14 protein-coding genes are annotated in these 18,529 nt (G+C 56.6%); 6 read left to right on the top strand and 8 right to left on the bottom strand.

Annotated elements, in window-relative coordinates:
• Nucleotides 1-103: 103 nt before the first annotated feature.
• Nucleotides 104-805 carry a dienelactone hydrolase family protein gene (locus KTT_RS14945; protein ID WP_126596731.1) on the bottom strand — a complete coding sequence of 234 codons (702 nt, stop codon included), beginning with the start codon at nucleotides 803-805 and terminating at the stop codon, nucleotides 104-106.
• A 214-nt stretch (nucleotides 806-1,019) separates the two neighbouring features.
• On the opposite strand from KTT_RS14945, the gene KTT_RS14940 reads away from it, so the two are divergent.
• On the top strand, nucleotides 1,020-2,939 hold the full coding sequence (locus tag KTT_RS14940; protein WP_126596730.1) for a protein kinase domain-containing protein: 1,920 nt from the start codon (nucleotides 1,020-1,022) through the stop codon (nucleotides 2,937-2,939).
• A gap of 50 nt (nucleotides 2,940-2,989) precedes the next feature.
• On the opposite strand, the gene KTT_RS14935 is transcribed toward KTT_RS14940, so the two are convergent.
• Complete coding sequence (locus tag KTT_RS14935) at nucleotides 2,990-4,114, bottom strand: citrate synthase (RefSeq protein WP_126596729.1); 1,125 nt, start codon at nucleotides 4,112-4,114, stop codon at nucleotides 2,990-2,992.
• A 551-nt stretch (nucleotides 4,115-4,665) separates the two neighbouring features.
• On the opposite strand from KTT_RS14935, the gene KTT_RS14930 reads away from it, so the two are divergent.
• Both KTT_RS14930 and KTT_RS14925 read left to right on the top strand, forming a co-directional pair.
• The gene (locus KTT_RS14930) at nucleotides 4,666-5,304 is read left to right on the top strand and encodes an RNA polymerase sigma factor (RefSeq protein ID WP_126596728.1); all 639 of its coding nucleotides are present in this window, start codon (nucleotides 4,666-4,668) and stop codon (nucleotides 5,302-5,304) included.
• A gap of 17 nt (nucleotides 5,305-5,321) precedes the next feature.
• Nucleotides 5,322-6,101 carry an anti-sigma factor family protein gene (locus KTT_RS14925; RefSeq protein ID WP_126596727.1) on the top strand — a complete coding sequence of 260 codons (780 nt, stop codon included), beginning with the start codon at nucleotides 5,322-5,324 and terminating at the stop codon, nucleotides 6,099-6,101.
• 84 nt (nucleotides 6,102-6,185) lie between these two features.
• On the opposite strand, the gene KTT_RS14920 is transcribed toward KTT_RS14925, so the two are convergent.
• A complete protein-coding gene (locus tag KTT_RS14920; protein WP_126596726.1) occupies nucleotides 6,186-6,632 on the bottom strand; it encodes a pentapeptide repeat-containing protein in 447 nt (148 codons plus the stop codon).
• A gap of 1,379 nt (nucleotides 6,633-8,011) precedes the next feature.
• On the opposite strand from KTT_RS14920, the gene KTT_RS14915 reads away from it, so the two are divergent.
• Complete coding sequence (locus KTT_RS14915) at nucleotides 8,012-8,779, top strand: hypothetical protein (RefSeq protein ID WP_126596725.1); 768 nt, start codon at nucleotides 8,012-8,014, stop codon at nucleotides 8,777-8,779.
• An 84-nt stretch (nucleotides 8,780-8,863) separates the two neighbouring features.
• On the opposite strand, the gene KTT_RS14910 is transcribed toward KTT_RS14915, so the two are convergent.
• Nucleotides 8,864-10,462 carry a S1C family serine protease gene (locus KTT_RS14910; protein WP_235845731.1) on the bottom strand — a complete coding sequence of 533 codons (1,599 nt, stop codon included), beginning with the start codon at nucleotides 10,460-10,462 and terminating at the stop codon, nucleotides 8,864-8,866.
• A 688-nt stretch (nucleotides 10,463-11,150) separates the two neighbouring features.
• On the opposite strand from KTT_RS14910, the gene KTT_RS14905 reads away from it, so the two are divergent.
• Nucleotides 11,151-12,236 carry a tetratricopeptide repeat protein gene (locus KTT_RS14905; protein ID WP_126596724.1) on the top strand — a complete coding sequence of 362 codons (1,086 nt, stop codon included), beginning with the start codon at nucleotides 11,151-11,153 and terminating at the stop codon, nucleotides 12,234-12,236.
• 29 nt (nucleotides 12,237-12,265) lie between these two features.
• On the opposite strand, the gene KTT_RS14900 is transcribed toward KTT_RS14905, so the two are convergent.
• Nucleotides 12,266-13,753, bottom strand: coding sequence for an HD domain-containing protein (locus KTT_RS14900; RefSeq protein WP_235845729.1), 1,488 nt, complete (start codon nucleotides 13,751-13,753; stop codon nucleotides 12,266-12,268).
• A 224-nt stretch (nucleotides 13,754-13,977) separates the two neighbouring features.
• Here KTT_RS14900 and KTT_RS14895 point away from each other — a divergent pair, with 224 nt between their 5' ends.
• A complete protein-coding gene (locus KTT_RS14895) occupies nucleotides 13,978-14,826 on the top strand; it encodes a Cof-type HAD-IIB family hydrolase (protein WP_160145883.1) in 849 nt (282 codons plus the stop codon).
• Here the strand turns inward: KTT_RS14895 and KTT_RS14890 are convergent.
• The 3 genes from KTT_RS14890 to KTT_RS14880 form a co-directional block, all read right to left on the bottom strand.
• A complete protein-coding gene (locus KTT_RS14890; protein ID WP_126596722.1) occupies nucleotides 14,808-15,494 on the bottom strand; it encodes a protein-tyrosine phosphatase family protein in 687 nt (228 codons plus the stop codon). The two genes, KTT_RS14895 and KTT_RS14890, sit on opposite strands and share 19 nt — an antisense overlap.
• 452 nt (nucleotides 15,495-15,946) lie before the next feature.
• On the bottom strand, nucleotides 15,947-16,948 hold the full coding sequence (locus tag KTT_RS14885; protein ID WP_126596721.1) for a DUF1385 domain-containing protein: 1,002 nt from the start codon (nucleotides 16,946-16,948) through the stop codon (nucleotides 15,947-15,949).
• Between the two features lie 21 nt (nucleotides 16,949-16,969).
• Nucleotides 16,970-18,454, bottom strand: a complete 1,485-nt coding sequence (locus KTT_RS14880; RefSeq protein ID WP_235845727.1) for an MGDG synthase family glycosyltransferase — start codon at nucleotides 18,452-18,454, stop codon at nucleotides 16,970-16,972.
• Nucleotides 18,455-18,529 lie beyond the last annotated feature (75 nt).

Below are 18,529 nucleotides of genomic sequence, written 5' to 3'. Positions count from 1 at the left end.
GCAAGGAGAAGCCAGCCTTCGCCATATGTTCGGACCTCGCGTCCGATTTCCTCTCGGCGCACGATCACCTTCGCCATATGTTCTACCCGCGAGAACGCCCCTCCTACACGATGGGGACCAGCCATTGGGCGAACCAGCCACCGACCAGGCGCGCCACCTCATCGAAGCCACGCTGGTTCTCAAACAGGGAGTTCTCGCCGGGGACGATCTCCAGCCTCTTCTCGCCCGTCAGCAGATTCAGCAGGTGCCGGTGGTGCTCGACCGCGTCCTTATCTCCTTCGGCCGCCAGCAGCAGGGTGGGAGCCAGCACGCGTGGCGCGTATTCATCTCCAAGGCCGCCTGTGTCGCCCACCGCCACCACAGCCGTTGCGATATCGGGACGCGAGGTGGCTGCCGCGATAGCCGCCGCCCCGACCTCGTTCATGCCAAAGTAACCAATCGAGAGAGTATTAGTCGATGGATTCTCTAAAAACCATTCGGCTGCCCCGACCATGCGCTGCTGCATGATATCGATGTTCTCCCGGAAGAAAGCCGTGCGCGCATCCAGGGCCAGTTCATTGCTGGAGAACAGATCGACCAGCAGCGTGGCCAGTCCGTGCTGTTGGAAGGCTGAGGCCAGCGCGATCACGTTCTGATGGGGATTCTTCTCGCTATCCTCGATGCCGTGGGCCAGGATGATCAGGCCGCGTGCATCCTGCGGAATATGCAGGATGCCGTTCAGATCGACGGCCTCAGCCCCGATCCGCACCAGTTGTCCCTGTGGATTGGCGTTAGCGCGATAGTTCTCATCGTTTTGCTCAATCATTTGCGTACCCCTTTTCTGTGGCGATAATAAAAATAGCATTACTCTCTTTGTGATACGCCGGGCAAGCGCGAAACGCGCCATTTCAGCTCATGGGAAAAGCGATCCAGATGAAAGCGTAACCAGAACCTCGCAGAGACGTAGATACCTGTGGAGGTGGCATTCACACCATTCTCATGCAGCTCTCATTTTTAAGCAGAAGGGGTAGGACAACAACTTGGCCCGCTGTCTCAATCCACATGGAAAACATGATAATCCCGCCGGCACCGTCTGCTGCCAATATTGTGACTTCCTGGTCCAGGGAGCGCAGATTGGGATCTACGAAGTAATGGACTTTATTGGCGCAGGCAGCTACGGGTATGTATACAAAGTGCGCGAGCCGAATCCGCTCAGCCGCATCCTGGCTCTCAAGGTGTTGCGCAGGGACCAGTTTAACGCTAAAGCGCAGGCGAGCTTCTTTCAGGAAGCGCGCCGCATCGCCAACATGCAGCACCCGAATATCCTGCCCATCTATAACTTCGGGCAGATTAGCGGCAGTCAACAGCCATATTTTGTAATGGAATACGCGCCCCACATGATCAACGACCTGTTCCGCCGCCCCGATGGCAGTCGTCGCCAGACCTACGCGGAAGAACTGGTCCCCTATATCCAGCAGACCGCCGATGCGCTGCGCTATGTACATGAGAATGGCCTGGTACACCAGGATGTAAAGCCCGGCAACCTCTTGATCGGACGCAACGGGCAGATCCTGCTGGCCGATTTTGGCACCGCCTACTATCTGGGGATGCAGACCCATGCCTCACTGGGCGAGATCACCGGAACCGCCGCCTACATGCCACCGGAGCAGTGGCAGGGGGCGCCCAGGCGCCACTCGGATCAATATGCCCTGGCCGTCTGCTGCTACGAGTTCCTGAGTGGGCGTCCCCCGTTCGTCTATCGACAGTTGGAGGATATCTGGAACGCCCACATGAAGGAGCCTCCACCCTCACCACAGAAATGGAATCCGCGCATCCCCGTCGAGGTCTCGGCCGTCCTGCTGCGCGCCCTGTCCAAAGACTATCGCCAGCGCTACGCCAGCATTAGTGAGTTCGCCGAAGACTATATTCAGGCCGTCAACACGGCCAAACAGCGCTACGTCTGCCAGCTCTGCGGCCAGCAGAATCGCACCGGCGCGCGCCGCTGTACGTTCTGCGGCGCCGAATACGACAACCGCTACTGCCAGTACTGCGACGCGCAGGTCCGCTTCGGACAGCGCTGCTGCTCCAGCTGCGGCCGCCTCACGCTGCCACCCGCACAACTGCGGGGCAACCCATTGATCGGCATCACTGTACGCCAGGGACGCTACACCATTCAGCGTATCCTGAAGCAGACCGAGGAGTCCGGGATTATGACGGCGGTAGCCAGGGAGGCCCAGACGGGGCAGCACGTCGTGCTGAAGCGCTGGGAGTGTACCGATGAGCCACTATCACAGCGCGCCCGCGATGTGGCCTACTACGACCAGGCCACCGATCCACTGGCCCGGCTCAACCATCCCTTGCTCCCCCATATGCTCGGCCGCTTCGCCGAGGGGAAATACTACTACGCGGTCTTTAACTATATCGATAGTGAGAGCCTGGGTGAGCGCCTCACCAAACTCCTGCATCCTCTGTCCGAGCGCGAGGTGCTCGCCTATATCAATAGCCTGCTTAACATCCTGATGGCCCTGGAGAAACAGCGTCCGCCGCTGCGCACCTACGACATCTCGCCCGAGACGATCCTGATCGAGGCTCAGCGTGGCCGCGTCTTCTTAACCGGCTTCCAGATCGCGCCACCGCCACCACCTCAGGAACCACAGCGCAGCGGACGCGGGCAGGGAAGGCGCACCACGCGCAAGCTGGCCGTCTCGCCCTACCTCCCGATTCAGGACAAAGTATATGATCAGCGCACCTGCATCTACGCCCTCGCGGCCAGCATGCACCACGCCCTGACCAACGTCGCCCCTCCGCACTATCCCGCCTATCCCCCGGTTCGCCTGCTCAATCCAGCGGTCTCACCGGCCCTGGAACGCGTCTTGAGCAAGGCGCTCAGCGAGGATATGACGCAGCGCTATCAAAACTATGAGGAACTAAAACAGGAAGTGCAGCGCCTGTTAGCGTAGGCGCCGCACTTCCTGCTAGTGGGAGGGAAGTACGAGAGAGAGTGTGTGTATCAGTTCCGCTCGTCAATGGGCGTGTAAGGGACGTTTTTGGGGCCCTCGTATTCGGCGCGCGGGCGAATCAGACGGTTATGGGCGTACTGCTCCAGCACGTGGGCGGTCCAGCCAGCCACGCGGCTGCAGGCAAAGATCGGCGTATCCAGGTCGATCGGAATCCCCATTGTGTAGTACACGGAGGCGGAGTAGAAGTCAACGTTCACGTAGAGCCCTTTGCGTTCCTTGACGACGCGCTCAACGATCTGCGACATCTCAAACCACTTGTTCTCACCGCTACGCTGTCCCAGTTCTTTGGACATGCCGCGCAGAAAGCCGGCGCGCGGATCCTCGGTGCGATAGACGCGATGTCCGAAGCCCATGATGCGCTCTTTACGACTCAGGGCTCCCTCGATGTACGCTTCGGCGTTCGCGACTTCACCGATGCGCAACAGCATACGGATAACCTGCTCATTCGCGCCTCCATGCAGGGGGCCCGACAGGGTACCCACGGCAGAGGCGATGGCGGCATACATATCGGCCAGCGTAGCGGCCGTAACGCGGGCCGCGAAGGTCGAGGCGTTCAGCTCATGGTCGGCATGCAGCACCAGGGCCACATTCAGCACATGCGCGGTATACTCATCCGGCACCTGGCCGGTCAGCATATACAAAAAGTTGGTGGCATGGTCATGTTCCGACAGCGGCGCGATCGGCTCACGTCCATGGCGAATGTGCTCCCAGCTGGTCACAATCGTCGGCATCACCGCCGTCAGACGCTCGGCGCGGCGATGATTGGCCTCGGCTGATGTATCATCCAGATGACCATCAAAAGCCGACAGCGTCGAAACTGCCGTGCGCAACACATCCATCGGGGTTGTCGTTTTAGGGAGCAGATGCATCAGCTCAAGAACTTGAGCGGGCAGGGCACGCTGCGCGCACAGACGCGCACGCAGATCTTCCAGCTGCGTCTGTGTCGGCAATACGCCATTCCACAGCAGGTACGCAGTCTCTTCAAAAGAAGAAAATTTCGCCAGGTCATGAATATCTACGCCATAGTAGCTCAATTTTCCCAGCTGGCCATCCAGGTCGCAAATACGAGAATGGGTTGCAACGATGTCCTCTAAACCATCTAGAGTAGTCGGCATAGCAGATCCTCCATCGAGATATCAGCTTCGTTAGTGTTAGCAGAACACGCCCCTGGGCCATACGAACGGCTCATACATATGTAGGCTTCCACAGCGAAGCAAACACGTGTGTTCATAATTGTTATTCGTTGCTATTATACCGTGTCACAGCTAGAGTGTCGTGTCAGCCAGCTAACAATTTATCTCCCCCGCCTGCGGCCGGGAGAGGGAATGGAAGGGATTTTGGGGACTTGAGCATGCTCCCAGCATGCTCGCCCAAACCCCGGCAGGAGGGGCGGCGAGCCCCTCCTGCGCCTCCCCGCTTTCACACCTGCGGTGCTCAGAGACATTTTAATAGTGGTGCATGGGGTGGGGTGCGCGGATGCGCACCCCACCCCATGCACCACTATTATTAAAAACCTGTGCGGCCGCGCACGCGGACGCCCGTGCGGGGGCGATCACGTGCCCCAATACGACGAGGCAAGACACGCTCTCGATTTCAACGGGTAAAATAATAGCTTTGGCGTGTAAAATATGGTAAACTGGCGCAAATAGCAATAAGCGAGGGCCTCATGGATAAGCTTGCACGAGACGAAGAGGAGAAACTCATCGCCCGTAGCCAGCAAGGAGACATCGAAGCATTTAACCAGCTCATTGAGCAGTACCAGCAGGTGATGTATAGTACTGTCTTTCGCATGCTCGGCGATTACGATACGGCGTCAGACGTGACACAGGACGCGTTTATCTCGGCATTCCGGGCCATCCGTACTTATCGCGGGGGAGCTTCGTTCCGCGCGTGGCTACTGCGCATCGGTTCCAATCTGGCATGCGACCACTGGCGTCGCATCCAACGCCATCCTACCGCCTCGCTCGAATTGCTCACCGACGAGACGGAACCACATGCCGCCGGTTCGCTGGATGCGTTCACCGCGAGCGGATCCGAGGGCAATCCCGAAGAATATATGTTGACGCAGGAGCTGCAGGATCTCATTCAGCAAGGCCTGCAGGAGCTGCCGCTTGAGCAGCGTACGGCAGTCGTTCTGTGCGACATTCAGGGACTCTCCTACGAAGAGGTCGCCCAGGCCATCCAGGCTAATATGGGGACCGTCCGTTCACGCATCTCGCGTGGTCGCGCCCGTCTGCGTACCTATTTACAACAACACAGGGAACTTTTACCACGGAATTATCGTCTCTCTAATAGTGATGGATAATCTAACGGAGTATACGCGTGTCTGAACTTGATCGGCATCTGACAACAGAAGAACTCTCGGCTTTGCTCGACGACCAGCTTTCCACGGGAGAACCAGAAGAAGCCATATATCGCGCGCACCTGCGGGCCTGTGAGCAGTGTCAATCGGAGTTTGCTGATCTGCGACAGACGGTACAGTTGTTGCGCTCACTGCCGGCACCGAAGTTGCCGCGCTCATTCGTCCTGCCCGCCGATATCTCATGGGAGGTTCCCGAGATTGATGAAACGGCCGCCGCGCCACAACAGGAAGTGGCGGCCACACCCACCCCCATTTCGTTGCCAGCGCGACTGCAGCAGCGCGCGGCACGCGACGCCTCCGCCAGGCGTAGCTGGCATCCCGCCCTGCGCCTGGTCAGCAGCCTGGTCGCCGTCGTCGGCATCTGCTTCATGCTCTCGACGCTACAGCTACCCCTATCTGGAGGAGGTGGAGCATCCAATACCTCAGCAGGTACCGCGAACAGTGGCATTTCCCGGCCGCAAGCCCAGAGCACATCAACCGGGCATGCGACTCCTTCCAGCGTGCAACCAAACAACCGTCCACATGCGAGTGGGACCGTACCGGGGGGAACGCAGCACCAACCATCCACCGTCGGCGCGCAACCGCCACAGACACAGACCGTACAGCCGTCGGATCCACTCGTTCACACCTTTGCCATCAATGAAGGGCCGGGCCGCCTGCGCCTGGGACTCCTGCTACTCATAATCGGTGGGTTGGGCTTCTACATCTTTAAACAAAAATACCGCTTCCGCTCGCGATAGTAGAGGGGCCACAAATGCGGCGTGGCATCCACGATGGATGCCACGCCGCATTTGTGGCCCCTGGCTCATCATAACGTACTAGAATTAGCGCCGCTGAGAAGTTGCTATAGCATCACGTTTTGCATCGATAAAAATGGTCTTTGTGATGTTGACGCCCTCTAAAGATACCCCACGCAGGTCCGCGTTGCTAAAATCCGCACCTGCAAGGTTGGCGTGTGAAAGATCGGCGCCACGGAGATCGGCGCCACGCAAACAGGCTTTTCGAAGATCTGCATGGCTCAGATTTGCATTTTTTAAATTAACATGGCGCAGATCGGCATCCTGCAAATTAGCACCCCGTAAATCCGCGCTTTGCAGATTTGCCTCTGTAAGGTCAGCGTGGTGAAAATCAATGCTCTGAAGATTCTCGCCATGCAGATCTTTTTCATGGAGATCAGGCTCCAACGCCTGCACATCATAGTCCGTTTTTCGCCAGGTGTTCCATTGTGCTTTACCGGAGATCAAAAGATCATAGGGTGTTTGGTACGGCATCTCTTTCTCTTTCTCAATTCACCCTGTACGTGATATGGCACACGGCAAGTTACCACATGTGGTATCACGCGCAGAACATACGCATTACCGCATGATCACCTATATATGTAGAAGAGGCTAAACACGATCATGAAACTGCTTTCGCCTCCGGTCTCTCTCCCTTTGCTCACTCCTGCGTCGATATACGACAAAACCATAGACACATAGACAGACCACTAGAGCTATCAATAAGATGAAAAGCTGTATCATTCGGTGGTCTCCTTTGTAAAACTGCTCCTGAACGACTGCTTACGCGCAATATTCCAACAACTGTAAAATAGCTTTCAGCCTACGGTCTCTTTGGTTCTGGCTTCTCTTGATAAACTCGGGAACGATCAGGAGGCACATTTCTGATTTTTTCGCTGTTTTTTTCCAGATAAACTTTTTTGCAAGTATCAAAGGGCAGAAATTAAGGGACAATATGATAAGGCTACCAGACACTTCTTCAAAAGAACACTCTTGTTAGGAGGATAGCAACAGAATATCTGGTGACTTGCCGCGAGCAATTATCTCAGATACGGTTTGAGTGTTTTCTTGATGGAGGAAATACGATATATCATAATATTTTTGTAACTTTTTAAGTATACACTATTTTTTATAAAAACGCAAAATTTTGCATTTTTTAAATATCTTTATTTATTATATTGCTAGTATTTCTGGTGCTTTTATGATATACTAAGTACAATTAAGAAGCCGACTCAGAGATAAGATCTGCCCGATGCCTTTGCACTTGCAATCAAGCCATTCCTTTCACTTCCCATATAGTGCGTATTTTACCTGAACGTAGAAAACAATCTTCAGTATTTCTCAATTACGAAAAGATCATCCCTGTCAGACATAAAAAGGAGAATTTGACCTATGGTTATTCCTACGCTGGATCAAACCGAGGGTATCTGGATGGCTCGAACTGAAGAGGGGAGATATTATTATATTCAAGATGTATTTCCTGACATTGTGGCACGTAATACACTCCATCGGGATAATTGTCACGCGCTTCTCCGCAGAGGCAGCCTGGTTCCAGAACAACGAGCTTCATTTCGCTCCGCCAATGACGTATGGGATGGAAGCCAGCGCTATTGCCACAGATTCTGCTAAATCCACCATTTTGCATATAATCCTTACTGTTGGGGAACAAAAAAAGTGCCGGGCGCCACTTTTTGTACCACAACAGAACGTCGCGGGCCATAGGTACTACTGCCGAAGAACGTAGTTTATGCTATATTCTGACTATAATATTCTAGTCAAAGAGACATGCTAGCGAATGGCAACCGATCAGCACGCGCTGCCATGCGCCATGTTATGTTATCATAAGCTCAAACTTGCAGAAAACGAGATAGCCCGTGAATACATTTTTATTGTTAGTACCGCCTCTCATCAATGTGCTGGTAACCGGAGCATTTGCCTTCGTCATCTTGCGTCAGTATATCGGACGCCGGCGCAGCTATCAGCTCTACTGGTCCGTCTCCCTGCTGATGGCCTTTATAGCGACGTTGGCCTATATGGCCATGCTACTGGTGGGACCAACCTCGGTGTCGGGCACCTACTTCTTCCGCGTTTACTACGCACTGGGAGGCGCCATCATGCCTTCCTGGCTGGGCATGGGCAGCATCGCCCTGATCAGTAAGCCGCGCTTCTCCCGCACCTGCGTTGGCTTCCTGCTGCTGCTCAGCCTGATCGCCGCCACCTTTGTGCTGGACGCCACTATCAACATGCCCATGCTCAGCCATATCGCCGGCACCCCTGGCACCGGCACCCTGAATCCAGGACCCTGGCTGGTCATGACCATCCTGCTCAATACCCTGGGAGTAGTCGCCGTCGCCGGAGTCGCGCTCATCTCGGGATGGAAGATGCTGCGCAGGCAGGCCAGCATGGGCGGCACCAAAACCAGCAACATCCTCTGGGCCAATATCTTTATATTTATAGGTGCCATCCTGAACGGAGCCGCCGGCACCCTGGCCCGCTTTCTCGGCATCGTCTCTATCTTCTGGCTCATCATGGCCCTGGGCTGGATCGTCCTTTTCATCGGCGTCCTGCTGGCCAGCCGCCGCTCACGCCAGGCAACAACCGTGATGCCGAAACGTACCTCCACCCATGTAACCCAACCATAGGTTCGGATCTCGCATCTGATTAAACGCATAAAAAATCCCCCTTCGCAATGAAGGGGGATTTTTTGGAACCCGAGCTCACAAATGCTAGCCCGCGCTTAACTCGCCCAGCGTAGCATTGACGCTCATTTGCTGCGTACCACGATAGAACTTGACCACCACACGATCACCAGGATTCTTGGCGATCAGCGCATCTTCCAGCGATGGAGTGGAATCGATGTTTGTATTGTCGATCTGGACGATGACGTCACCGACTTTAATGCCAGCTTTTTCAGCGGCCCCACCCGGTGTCAGGCGGGATACATACACACCATGGTCAACGGCCAGGTTATCCTGCATCTGCAACGTAGCGTCAACGTCGGTCGGGCTAATGCCGATCGCAGCGCGACCGGTGTGCTGTACGCGACCGTTGTTGATCAGTTGGGTAGCGATAAACTGGACGCGATTGGATGGGATGGCGAAGCCCACACCGTTGGCCGGTGAGTTAAATTCGGGGTCAACCGCGGTCAACGTTGGAATACCGACCAGGTTGCCCTGCAGATCGACCAGAGCGCCACCGCTATTGCCGGGGTTGATCGGCGCATCCGTCTGGATGGCGTTCGGAATAACCGCGCCATTGCCCTCGCTGACATTACGTCCCAGGGCGCTCACGATACCATTGGTCACGGTCTGGGTGTTGCCCAGTGGATTACCAATCGCCAGCACATCTTGTCCCACGCGCAACTGTGAAGAATCGCCCAGCGAGATCACAGCCATATTGGTCGGCGGATTGATCTTGATCACCGCCAGGTCATCGGCGGGATCGGTACCTACGACCTGTGCGTTCCGGATACGGGTGCCGTCCGAAAGAACGACCTCGTCAACGGTAGTGACACCATCAACCACGTGATTGTTGGTCACGATATAGCCACGCTTGTCGATAATCACACCCGAGCCCAGGGCCGTCCCCTTCTGCGTCTGCACAGTAATCTGCACCACGGCCGGACGCGTCTTGGAGACCACCGCTTCACGCACCGCCTGCATATTGTTATTGGTCAGGGCCGGCACGGTTGGCTGCGGCGCCGTTCCAGGCTGCAGACCCGAGTTGCTATTGCCAGTGCTGCTCGGTGCCGAACCCGGCGCGATACTGGCGGTACCCGTGTGGCTAAACTGCCAGCCCGCGAAGAGGCCAACGCCAAAGACCAAAGCCATCACCAGTGCCAGAGCCATTATGGCGCCGGTACGCAACCCATTGCCCTTCCGCTTCGGACCCGGCTGATTACCAGGAGGAGGTCCAAACGGCGCCCCATTATTATCTCCTGGTACATAACCACTTTGCCGATAGCTATTATTCTGATACTCCGTTCGTGGCCGCCCCTCCTCGGTAGTTGCCGATGAAGAAGAGTACGGCACATACGGGCTTCTTTCCGCCGGCTGAGACGGATACGATGATGACGGTACCGACGAACGATAACCACTATCCATCGGCTGCCCCTGAGAAGCTGGTGGCGCTGAGCGATAAACGCTCGGCTGCATGTATTCCTGGTAGCTCTGCTCACGATTCGGATACCCACCACTGCGAGATGCAGGCGAATAGGAACTCAAATTGCCATCGGGCTGCTGATCAGGCGTATGTGGCACAGGCTGATATGGTGTCGTCTTATCGTCATTCATATTGTTAAAATCATTATTATCTGAATCCCTCATTTTGAGATATCCTCCTCATTACCCTGTACAAACCACCCACTACCACCATCATCAACAACATCCTTATCTTTATCTTGCCAGCTATCCAGCAGAAAGTCAAAGGGTTCCAAAGATCTGAGGCGAAGCCTCAGCAGGGAGGTCCCTGCACCCCTTTAATGCCGCCCTGCGGGCGGCGGGGGAGAGAGGGGAGAACCGGGGGCACAGCCCCCGCGCCCCCAGTCAAGGGGCTGCCGCCCCTTGCATCCCCGCCCCGTAGGTGTCGGGCTTGCCCCGGCTTTGAGCTCGTCCTTTGCATCCCCGCTTTCATCAGCGGGTGGTGCAGGAGGGCCGCCAGCCCTCCTGCCGGGGGGCTGGGGGTGTCCCCCAACCTTCCTCTCTCCTCACTCCGCCGCCGCAGGCGGCAAAGAATCTTTGGGATGCCTGACATCTTACCTCAAATGAGGTATAGCAAGAAAACTTTCTTGTCTATACTGTATAGTATGACCATAAAAAATCTTTCAGAGATTTGTAAAAATTTTGTATGGAACTCAGGCCCGTACAGGTAGCGGCCCTCACAATACTCTTTAAGAAGGATATGCTTGTCTTCTATTATAGCGACTCAGCCAATCTATATCAAAGGGGTTGCCCATCACGGACGATAATGAGATAATAGGGACACGAATCGAGCAGAAGATGGAGCGCCCAAACATTGGATGAGCACACGTTACAGGAGAGGGAGCAGGGCACAGCCTCCCTTCCTGCACAAAATACAGCCACGATCACCAATCGGGAACAACAAGGGCCTATGGGAGCGAAACAACAGCTACGGCAATCGGCCCATACCTACCTGGCCGCCAGAGATTGGCCAAAGGCCGCCGAAGCCTTTTTGAAGATTTTGCTGGACGAACCACAGGATAGCGATGCGTTGCTGGGCATGGCGGCAGTCACTGACGGCTTGAATCGTTTCGAGCATCTCTATGAGACCGCGCAAACGATTCTTGAGTTCGAGCCGAATTCCGCGCCGGCCCTGGCGTACAAGGCCCGCGCCCTCCAGAAACTGGAGCGAATCTCTGAGGCGACGGTCGCCAATGACCAGGCTCTGCTCCTCAATACCAACCTGGGACTGGCCTGGGTGAACCGTAGCGGCCTGCAGCTCATACAGGGCAAGTTTCCGGAGGCGCTACGCAGTGCTCAGCGAGCCATCGAACAGGCGCCAGAAGATCCACGCGCCTGGGCAAACTACGGGGTAGCCTTGCTCAACTTTAATCGGCTGGCCGAGTCGCTAGAAGCTTTTGACAGGAGCCTGGAGATCGATGCCCAGCAACTCTTCGCCCTGCAGATGAAAGGCGAGATCCTGTGTCGTATTGGTCGCATGCGCGAGGTTGTGCCCCTGGTGCGCAGCGCGCTGGCCCTGAGCCCACAGGACCTCAAGACGCTCACCCTGGGCATACAGGCCTTCCGCTCCCTGGAGATGTATGAAGAGCTCAAGGCCCTGTCGCATCAGCTGACACTGCTCCTACCTGATAACGTGCTGGCCTGGGAGAACTATGCGCGCAGCCTACGCGGCCTGGGACAGTTCAGCGAGGCCAGCGAGGCGCTGGACCACCTGATCGCCCTGGATACATCGAATGTGCGCTTCTTATGGCTCAAGGCCGATACGCTCTATCGCCTTGAACGCTATCGCGAGGCGGCGGCCGTCTCCGAACGCGCCCGGCGTCTTGAGCCCGATTACCCGCCCATTCGCCGCCTCCACGAAAAATCCCTCCGCCTTATGTACCAACGCAAGCGCAAGTGAAAAATCGGACGTGAGGTCCGATTTTTTCATCAAATGAGTTGTTCCAAAATACCCAAAAGCGCGCCTTCGCCGAGGTTGTGAATGGGTGGACGGAGGCGTTCGGCGGTGACAATGCGGATGCGGCGCTGGTGCTGCTCATAGCGAGCAAGATCGTCCGGCTGCAGTCCAGTCGCTTCAACCCATTTCATCAAGGGCTTCATGCCGACCGGTGGATGGTCGAAGGCGATCCAGACGTCCATCTCCCACTTTTCGGGGCGCGGGATCTCGAAGAGAATCTCGTAGTCCGCCACCGGCTGTTCCAGCAGGGTCGTGAGCTCGGCGGCGATCCTCTGTTCGATAGCTCGTCGGCGATGGGCATCCCAGAACAAAGCCTCCAGGCGCCTGAACATGCTGCCAGCGGCCGGGCTGACCTCAAGTACCACGCGGTAGGGACGCCTCATCTCCAGGTCGGCGGCCAGCGCGCGGGCGCTCTCGGGCATCTTCTCCGAGGCCAGCAACGTCAGCAGGGCGGCATCGGTTAATCCGACCAGTCGCTCGCTGTTGAGCGCCTGCGCTGTCAGGGCATCGTAGACAGCGCGCACCAGCATAGCCTGAAACGAGCGGCTGGTATGGTGCCAGTAGATATTGTCGAACATCTCCTGCCGGGCATGCAGCAGCGAGTGCAAAGGACTGATGCCTTTGTGGGTCACCACCAGGCAGCGCTCACCGTGTGGATCACGGTGGACACGCAGCGCGCTCAAGAGTCGAGAGACATCCACACCCCCATAGGGGACATTGCAAGCACGCGCGTCGCGGGGGAGATAATCCAGCTTATCAATGTCCAGCGCCCCGCTCAACAGGTGGCTCAGCAGTTCATCGTCCTGCGGCAAAGATTTGGATTTAGGAGGATCGATGAAGTCGGCCACGCGTTCAGGTGAGAGCCGATAGTCGCGCTCCAGAATAGTCGCGATCTCGCTCTTCTCAATAATCGAGCGCCCCACCTTCTCATGCTGCACAATCGGGAAGCCCAGGTCCTCAATAGTGTGGGAGAAGGGATAATGCCCGATATCATGCAGGAGGGCCGCCACCATCAATGTCTGGATGCTACTGATCGAGATACCATCCAGGCCACCATCAGAGCCGCGCAACAGCAACGCACGCAGCGCGCGCACCGCCAGGTGGTAGCATCCCAGGCTGTGCTCATAACGCGAATGGGTCGCGCCCGGCCAGACCCGGTAGACAAATCCCAGCTGCTTCACCTGCTGCAGGCGCAAGAAGGGGGCGCTATTGATCAGTTTCAATTCTCGTGATCCCAGCGGTATTAAATCGTACAGGCTATCACGAACCGTCCCCACAGGTTGTTCATCGGGCAACAGGGGATAGCCGGTGGCATCCATCCAGTACGAGTGCTTCATCGCTTGCACAACACCCGTATCAGGAGCGACCGGGGTCGACGAGGAGGCATCCTGCTCATTTAAGGGTACGGCAGACGCTGGCTGCTGCCTACCCGGTGTGCTCTCAAAAAACTCTTCACGCATACCTTCATTGTATCAAAGCCAGAGGAGCAATGTCTATCATCCAAACTCATATGTCCCACCAGCGCAGGCCGCCCGGAGGATCACTACCTCTACACAAGCATGACATGGCATGGCCGCTCAAAATACATAGAATGGTGTATAATAAGTTTACCAACTTCGCTGCACGTGCGACGGGCGGATCAGCTCGTCGCTTTTCATATCCTGAATGCCTCTTGGAGCCGACAATGATTACGAGTACACAAACAGACGTCGTTAAAATGATTGCCATCGATATAGATGGTACCTTGCTGACGCCACAGAAGCAGATCACCTCACGCACGCAGGCCACTATTCGAGCCGCGCAGGAAGCGGGTATCGTCGTTACGCTGGCCACCGCCCGCCGCTATGAGAACAGCAAGCAGTTCGCCGACCTGCTAGGCATCGAGATCCCTCTGATTACCTGCGACGGAGCGCTCATCCTCGATCATCCAGAAGCCATCGTGCGCCACACACAATTGCTGCCGGCCGAACTGGCGCAGCAGACCGTGGATATCCTGGTGGCCCATCGACTCCAGCCTATCGTCCATCATATCGCCGGCAGCGTGGAGGAGACCTGGAGCGGGCACGCGGAGTTTGATAATCTCGGCCTGGAAGGCTATCTGCGTGAATTCCCACGGGTCAAACGCCGGCCGCACGAGAGCCTTTGCGCAGGCCAGCCCGATCCCATTCGCGTGGTCTCCTTCGCCAGCCATGAGGCTATCGTACGCGTCGCGCCCGACATCGCGCAGCTCCCCTGCTCCTGGAACACCATTGAGCGCGGCAACTATGGCTGCGCCGAGCTGACGGTGATGCAGCATTCATGCTCAAAGGCGACCGGAATCGCGCTCCTGGCGCAGCATCTGGGCATCCCGATGACGCAGGTGATGGCCATTGGAGATAACCATAACGATCGGGAGATGATCGAGGCGGCGGGCTGGGGAGTAGCGATGGGGCAGGCGCCGGAGGCGGTTAAGGCTAGCGCCAACGCGGTTACTGCCACCAATCTGGAGGATGGGGTGGCAGTAGCCATTGAGCGTTACGCATTGCTGCGCTGAAGACGGGAGGCAGACTCAAACTCACGCAGGCGGGCGACCTGCCGATGATTCGGCCCGGCCTGCCAGCGCTTCTCTTTGACCAGTTCAAGCGCGTCGCTGGCATGCATGCCGCCGTGCACCAGGCTGGCACAGGTTAAGAGCACGCTACGGCCGACCCCGTGCTCACAGTGGATGAGCACACGACCGCCCTGGCTGATAGCCTGATTGACCCAGGCGGCCCCTTCTGACAACTGCTCAACCGAGAGCGGATAGGTATCGGGCGTGGGCAGGTAGAGCAGGGTAATATTCTCACGGGCCAGCGCATCTCTGTCGTCGCTATACTCCGAACGGGTATCCACCACATGGGTGATTCCGGCCCTGCCCAACACCGGGATATCCACAGGACGAATGCGTCCACCAACGGCCAGGTGCTCGGTAACCCAGCTCATATTTAATGTATCAGGCAGCGGGATGTGCAATGAACGCGCGATCTGCTCGCCCTTCGAATTCTCCGGGAACAGACGGGCCGCGATACGGGTCCACCAGCGATAGAGCAAACGCACCACGCCGGTGGTAGCCCAACGCATAAACGAAAATTTGATCTGCGGGGCCTCCGCCGCCGCAGAAGGAGGAGGGGTCCCTCCCAGGTTATTTTCCTCAGTTGGAGGAGGCGTTACTGAATCTGGCATTCCTAATATTTTCCTCTTCTATACCTGGCCTGATACCGTGTGCAACACTCAACATGTGTCTGACCTCCGTCATGCTGGGGGCACGTGCGCGCCCCCGCACGCGCGTCCGCTACGCGGCCGCACTGGTTTTGTGTATTGGTGCATGGGTGCGCATTGCGCACCCATGCACCAATACACACCGGACTCATGGGCACCGCCGGTGCGAAACCTCATACAGGCCGCTACGCAGCCGCACTCTTTTAAGTGTTGGTGCATAAGAGGCGCGAATGCGCACCCATGCACCAATACACAACGGACTCATGCAGGCCGCTACGCAACCACACTCTTTTAAGTGTTGGTGCATGGGAGGCGCGGATGCGCCTCCCATGCACCAACACTTAATATATTTCTGAGCACCGTAGGTGCGAAAACGCATGCAGGCCACGGCGATGATTATGAGAGTCAGACACACTCTAGACGTTTGTAACCAGATCAGACGGCACGACTGGCTTATCCTTCTCCACTATCTGCTTCTCCGTATCTCGTGCCAGTACGCGCTGTAACGATGCAATCGAGCATTCAATCATGCTATCATCAGGTTCCCGCGTAGTCAGACCCTGCAGGGCCAGTCCCGGGGCCAGCAGCCAGCGCACAACACGATAGCGATAGTTGGCGGCGCCCAGCCGCATCAACTCATAAGCGATCCCCGCCACCACCGGCACCAGCACGATGCGCGAGACAATCTTGATCAACAGCGATGGTGAGCCGATAAAGGCAAAGACAACGATCGAGACCACCATGACCAGCAGCATAAAGCCGGTGCCACAGCGCGTATGCACCCGCGAGGCACGGCGCACATTCTCGACCGTCAGAGCATCCCCATGCTCCATGGCGTTGATTGCTTTATGCTCAGCACCATGATAGCCAAAGACGCGCTGAATATCCGGAACGCGACCGATAAGATAGAGATAGCCGATCAGCAGCAACAGGCGTATCACGCCCTCCAGCGTCAGATTCAGCCAGCCATCCCCGATCTGACCGCGCAACAGGCTCGTCAACAACAGCGGGCCCACGAAAAAGATCGCAATGGCAAAGGTCAATGAAACGATCAACGGCAAAATCATCGATGCCCCACCCGTCACCGGCTCCGGCCCTCCCATCGTAGGTGCGGGGCTTGCCCCCGCTTCGGAGCTTTCCCCCGCCACAGGCGTGGCATTGGGATCAACGGCGCCAGTGGCGATGTTGGCCGAGAGCGTCATCATGCGTGTACCCAGCACCAGCATCTCCCATAGCAGCACCATACCACGCAAGAATGGCAGACGTAAATACTTATTTTGATAGATTTTGGGCGTCAGTGCCTCTTCGTGCACATAGATGTCGCCCTCAGGACGTCTGACCGCGACCGCAACTGTGTTGCGGCCGCGCATCATGACACCCTCCATTACCGCCTGACCACCGTAATAAAATTTTGCCATGCAGGAAATCCTTTCGCTTCCTTAGATCCGATCTTTTATATTACGACGCGATAGCCGCTTCGTCTGCTCGGGCATCTCACTCGATATATCCTGAGTCTTTGAGAAGCGACGTATCACAGAGCTTTTCGCAATGGTCTTCGGCAGGTGACTGTGTAAGCGACGAATACGGATCGCCGATTGAATGCGACCGGACATCCGATAGTGAACGGGTTGGCCATCCTGTCTCTGCCAGACCCCGGGCTGGCCGCGCTCGGGCAGGAAACTAAGGATCTCCTCTCCGATCGCGAATGAAGAGGCGGGCCGGCTAAGTTTGCGCGCGTTGGCCAGCCTGCGCCGCAGTTCGGGCGAGCCAGGCTTGATCAGGCGCCGCAGCTCATCGGTCAGGGTACGCGAATCCAGGGCTAGCACGCCGACATCGTTATGCACCACATAATCGATGTTGCCTTCCTCCTGTCCCGGAACGTATCCGCTGAGGATGATGGGGAGATCGCAGGCCAGGGCTTCGCAGATGGTGCCGGGGCCGGCCTTGGTGATAATGACATCCGAGGCATGCATCAGCTCAGGCATGTTATTGACGAAGCCAAAGATGTGGGCCGACACGTGCAGACGCGACCGCGTCCTCTGTAGCTGGGCATAAAGCTTTTTGTTGCGACCCGTGACGACCAATAGCTGTACGGGCAGACGGGCCTGTGAGATCGCGCGGACCGCCGCGTGCAGGCCGCCGGCACCATCGCCGCCACCCACCAGCAAGACCACAGGCAGATCCTGCGCCAGGCCAAATTTCTTTCGTAAGTCTTCCTTTGAGGCCACCTCGCGCGTATACTTGGGATCGATTGGCATTCCCAACATATGCACGCGTTCGGGATCCAGTTTGCGCTTTAAGTACAACTGCTTTGCCTGCTCCGTTGGTACGATATAGGCATCGGCGCCTGGCGCAAACCATGAGAAATGCACACTAATCAAGTCAGTCACGACCGTGATAAAGGGGATCTGCAAGCCGAGCTGTTTCAAGGCGCGAATCGTGACAAAGTTGATGATGGGATGAATGGAAACGACCACATCGGGTTGAATGGTCGTGAACAGCTTCAGCAGGCCGTTAAAAATAAGTGGCGTGGCCAGAGATGTCATCGCCATCACGGTACCTTCGCGGTTACTGCGATGGAAGACCTCTCCAAACAATTTGGGATTGTAGCGAATGGTTGGTCCGTAGAGCTTCACCGCCTCACGCAACGGGAAACGACTATATTCCTCAAACACATCGACAATCTCGATACGATAAGTTGGAGGGGGTAGCTCCTTCTCGGCGGTTGAGACCGGGGACCGCTGTGGAGTGGCACTGGATGCATGCACTGCCACTGGCTTTTGTGCGTTCCACTCTTCTTGCTCGCGTTGTGAGATCAGCCGAATCGCGTTACTGATGGCATTGGCCGCGCTACGGTGGCCGGCGCCCGTATCGGCGATCAGGAAAAGAATGGTTCTTTGTGTTGTATCACTCAGTTGACTCACCCCCCTACAGGTTAGCTAACAGGTACTCATAGTGAAATAGGGATAAAGGCGAATGGAAACATGCCTTTATCCCTA

Origin of the sequence: Dictyobacter aurantiacus, from assembly GCF_003967515.1 — a bacterium.
In the GTDB taxonomy this organism is placed as follows: domain Bacteria; phylum Chloroflexota; class Ktedonobacteria; order Ktedonobacterales; family Ktedonobacteraceae; genus Dictyobacter; species Dictyobacter aurantiacus.
This window is presented reverse-complemented; position numbering and strand designations above follow the sequence as displayed.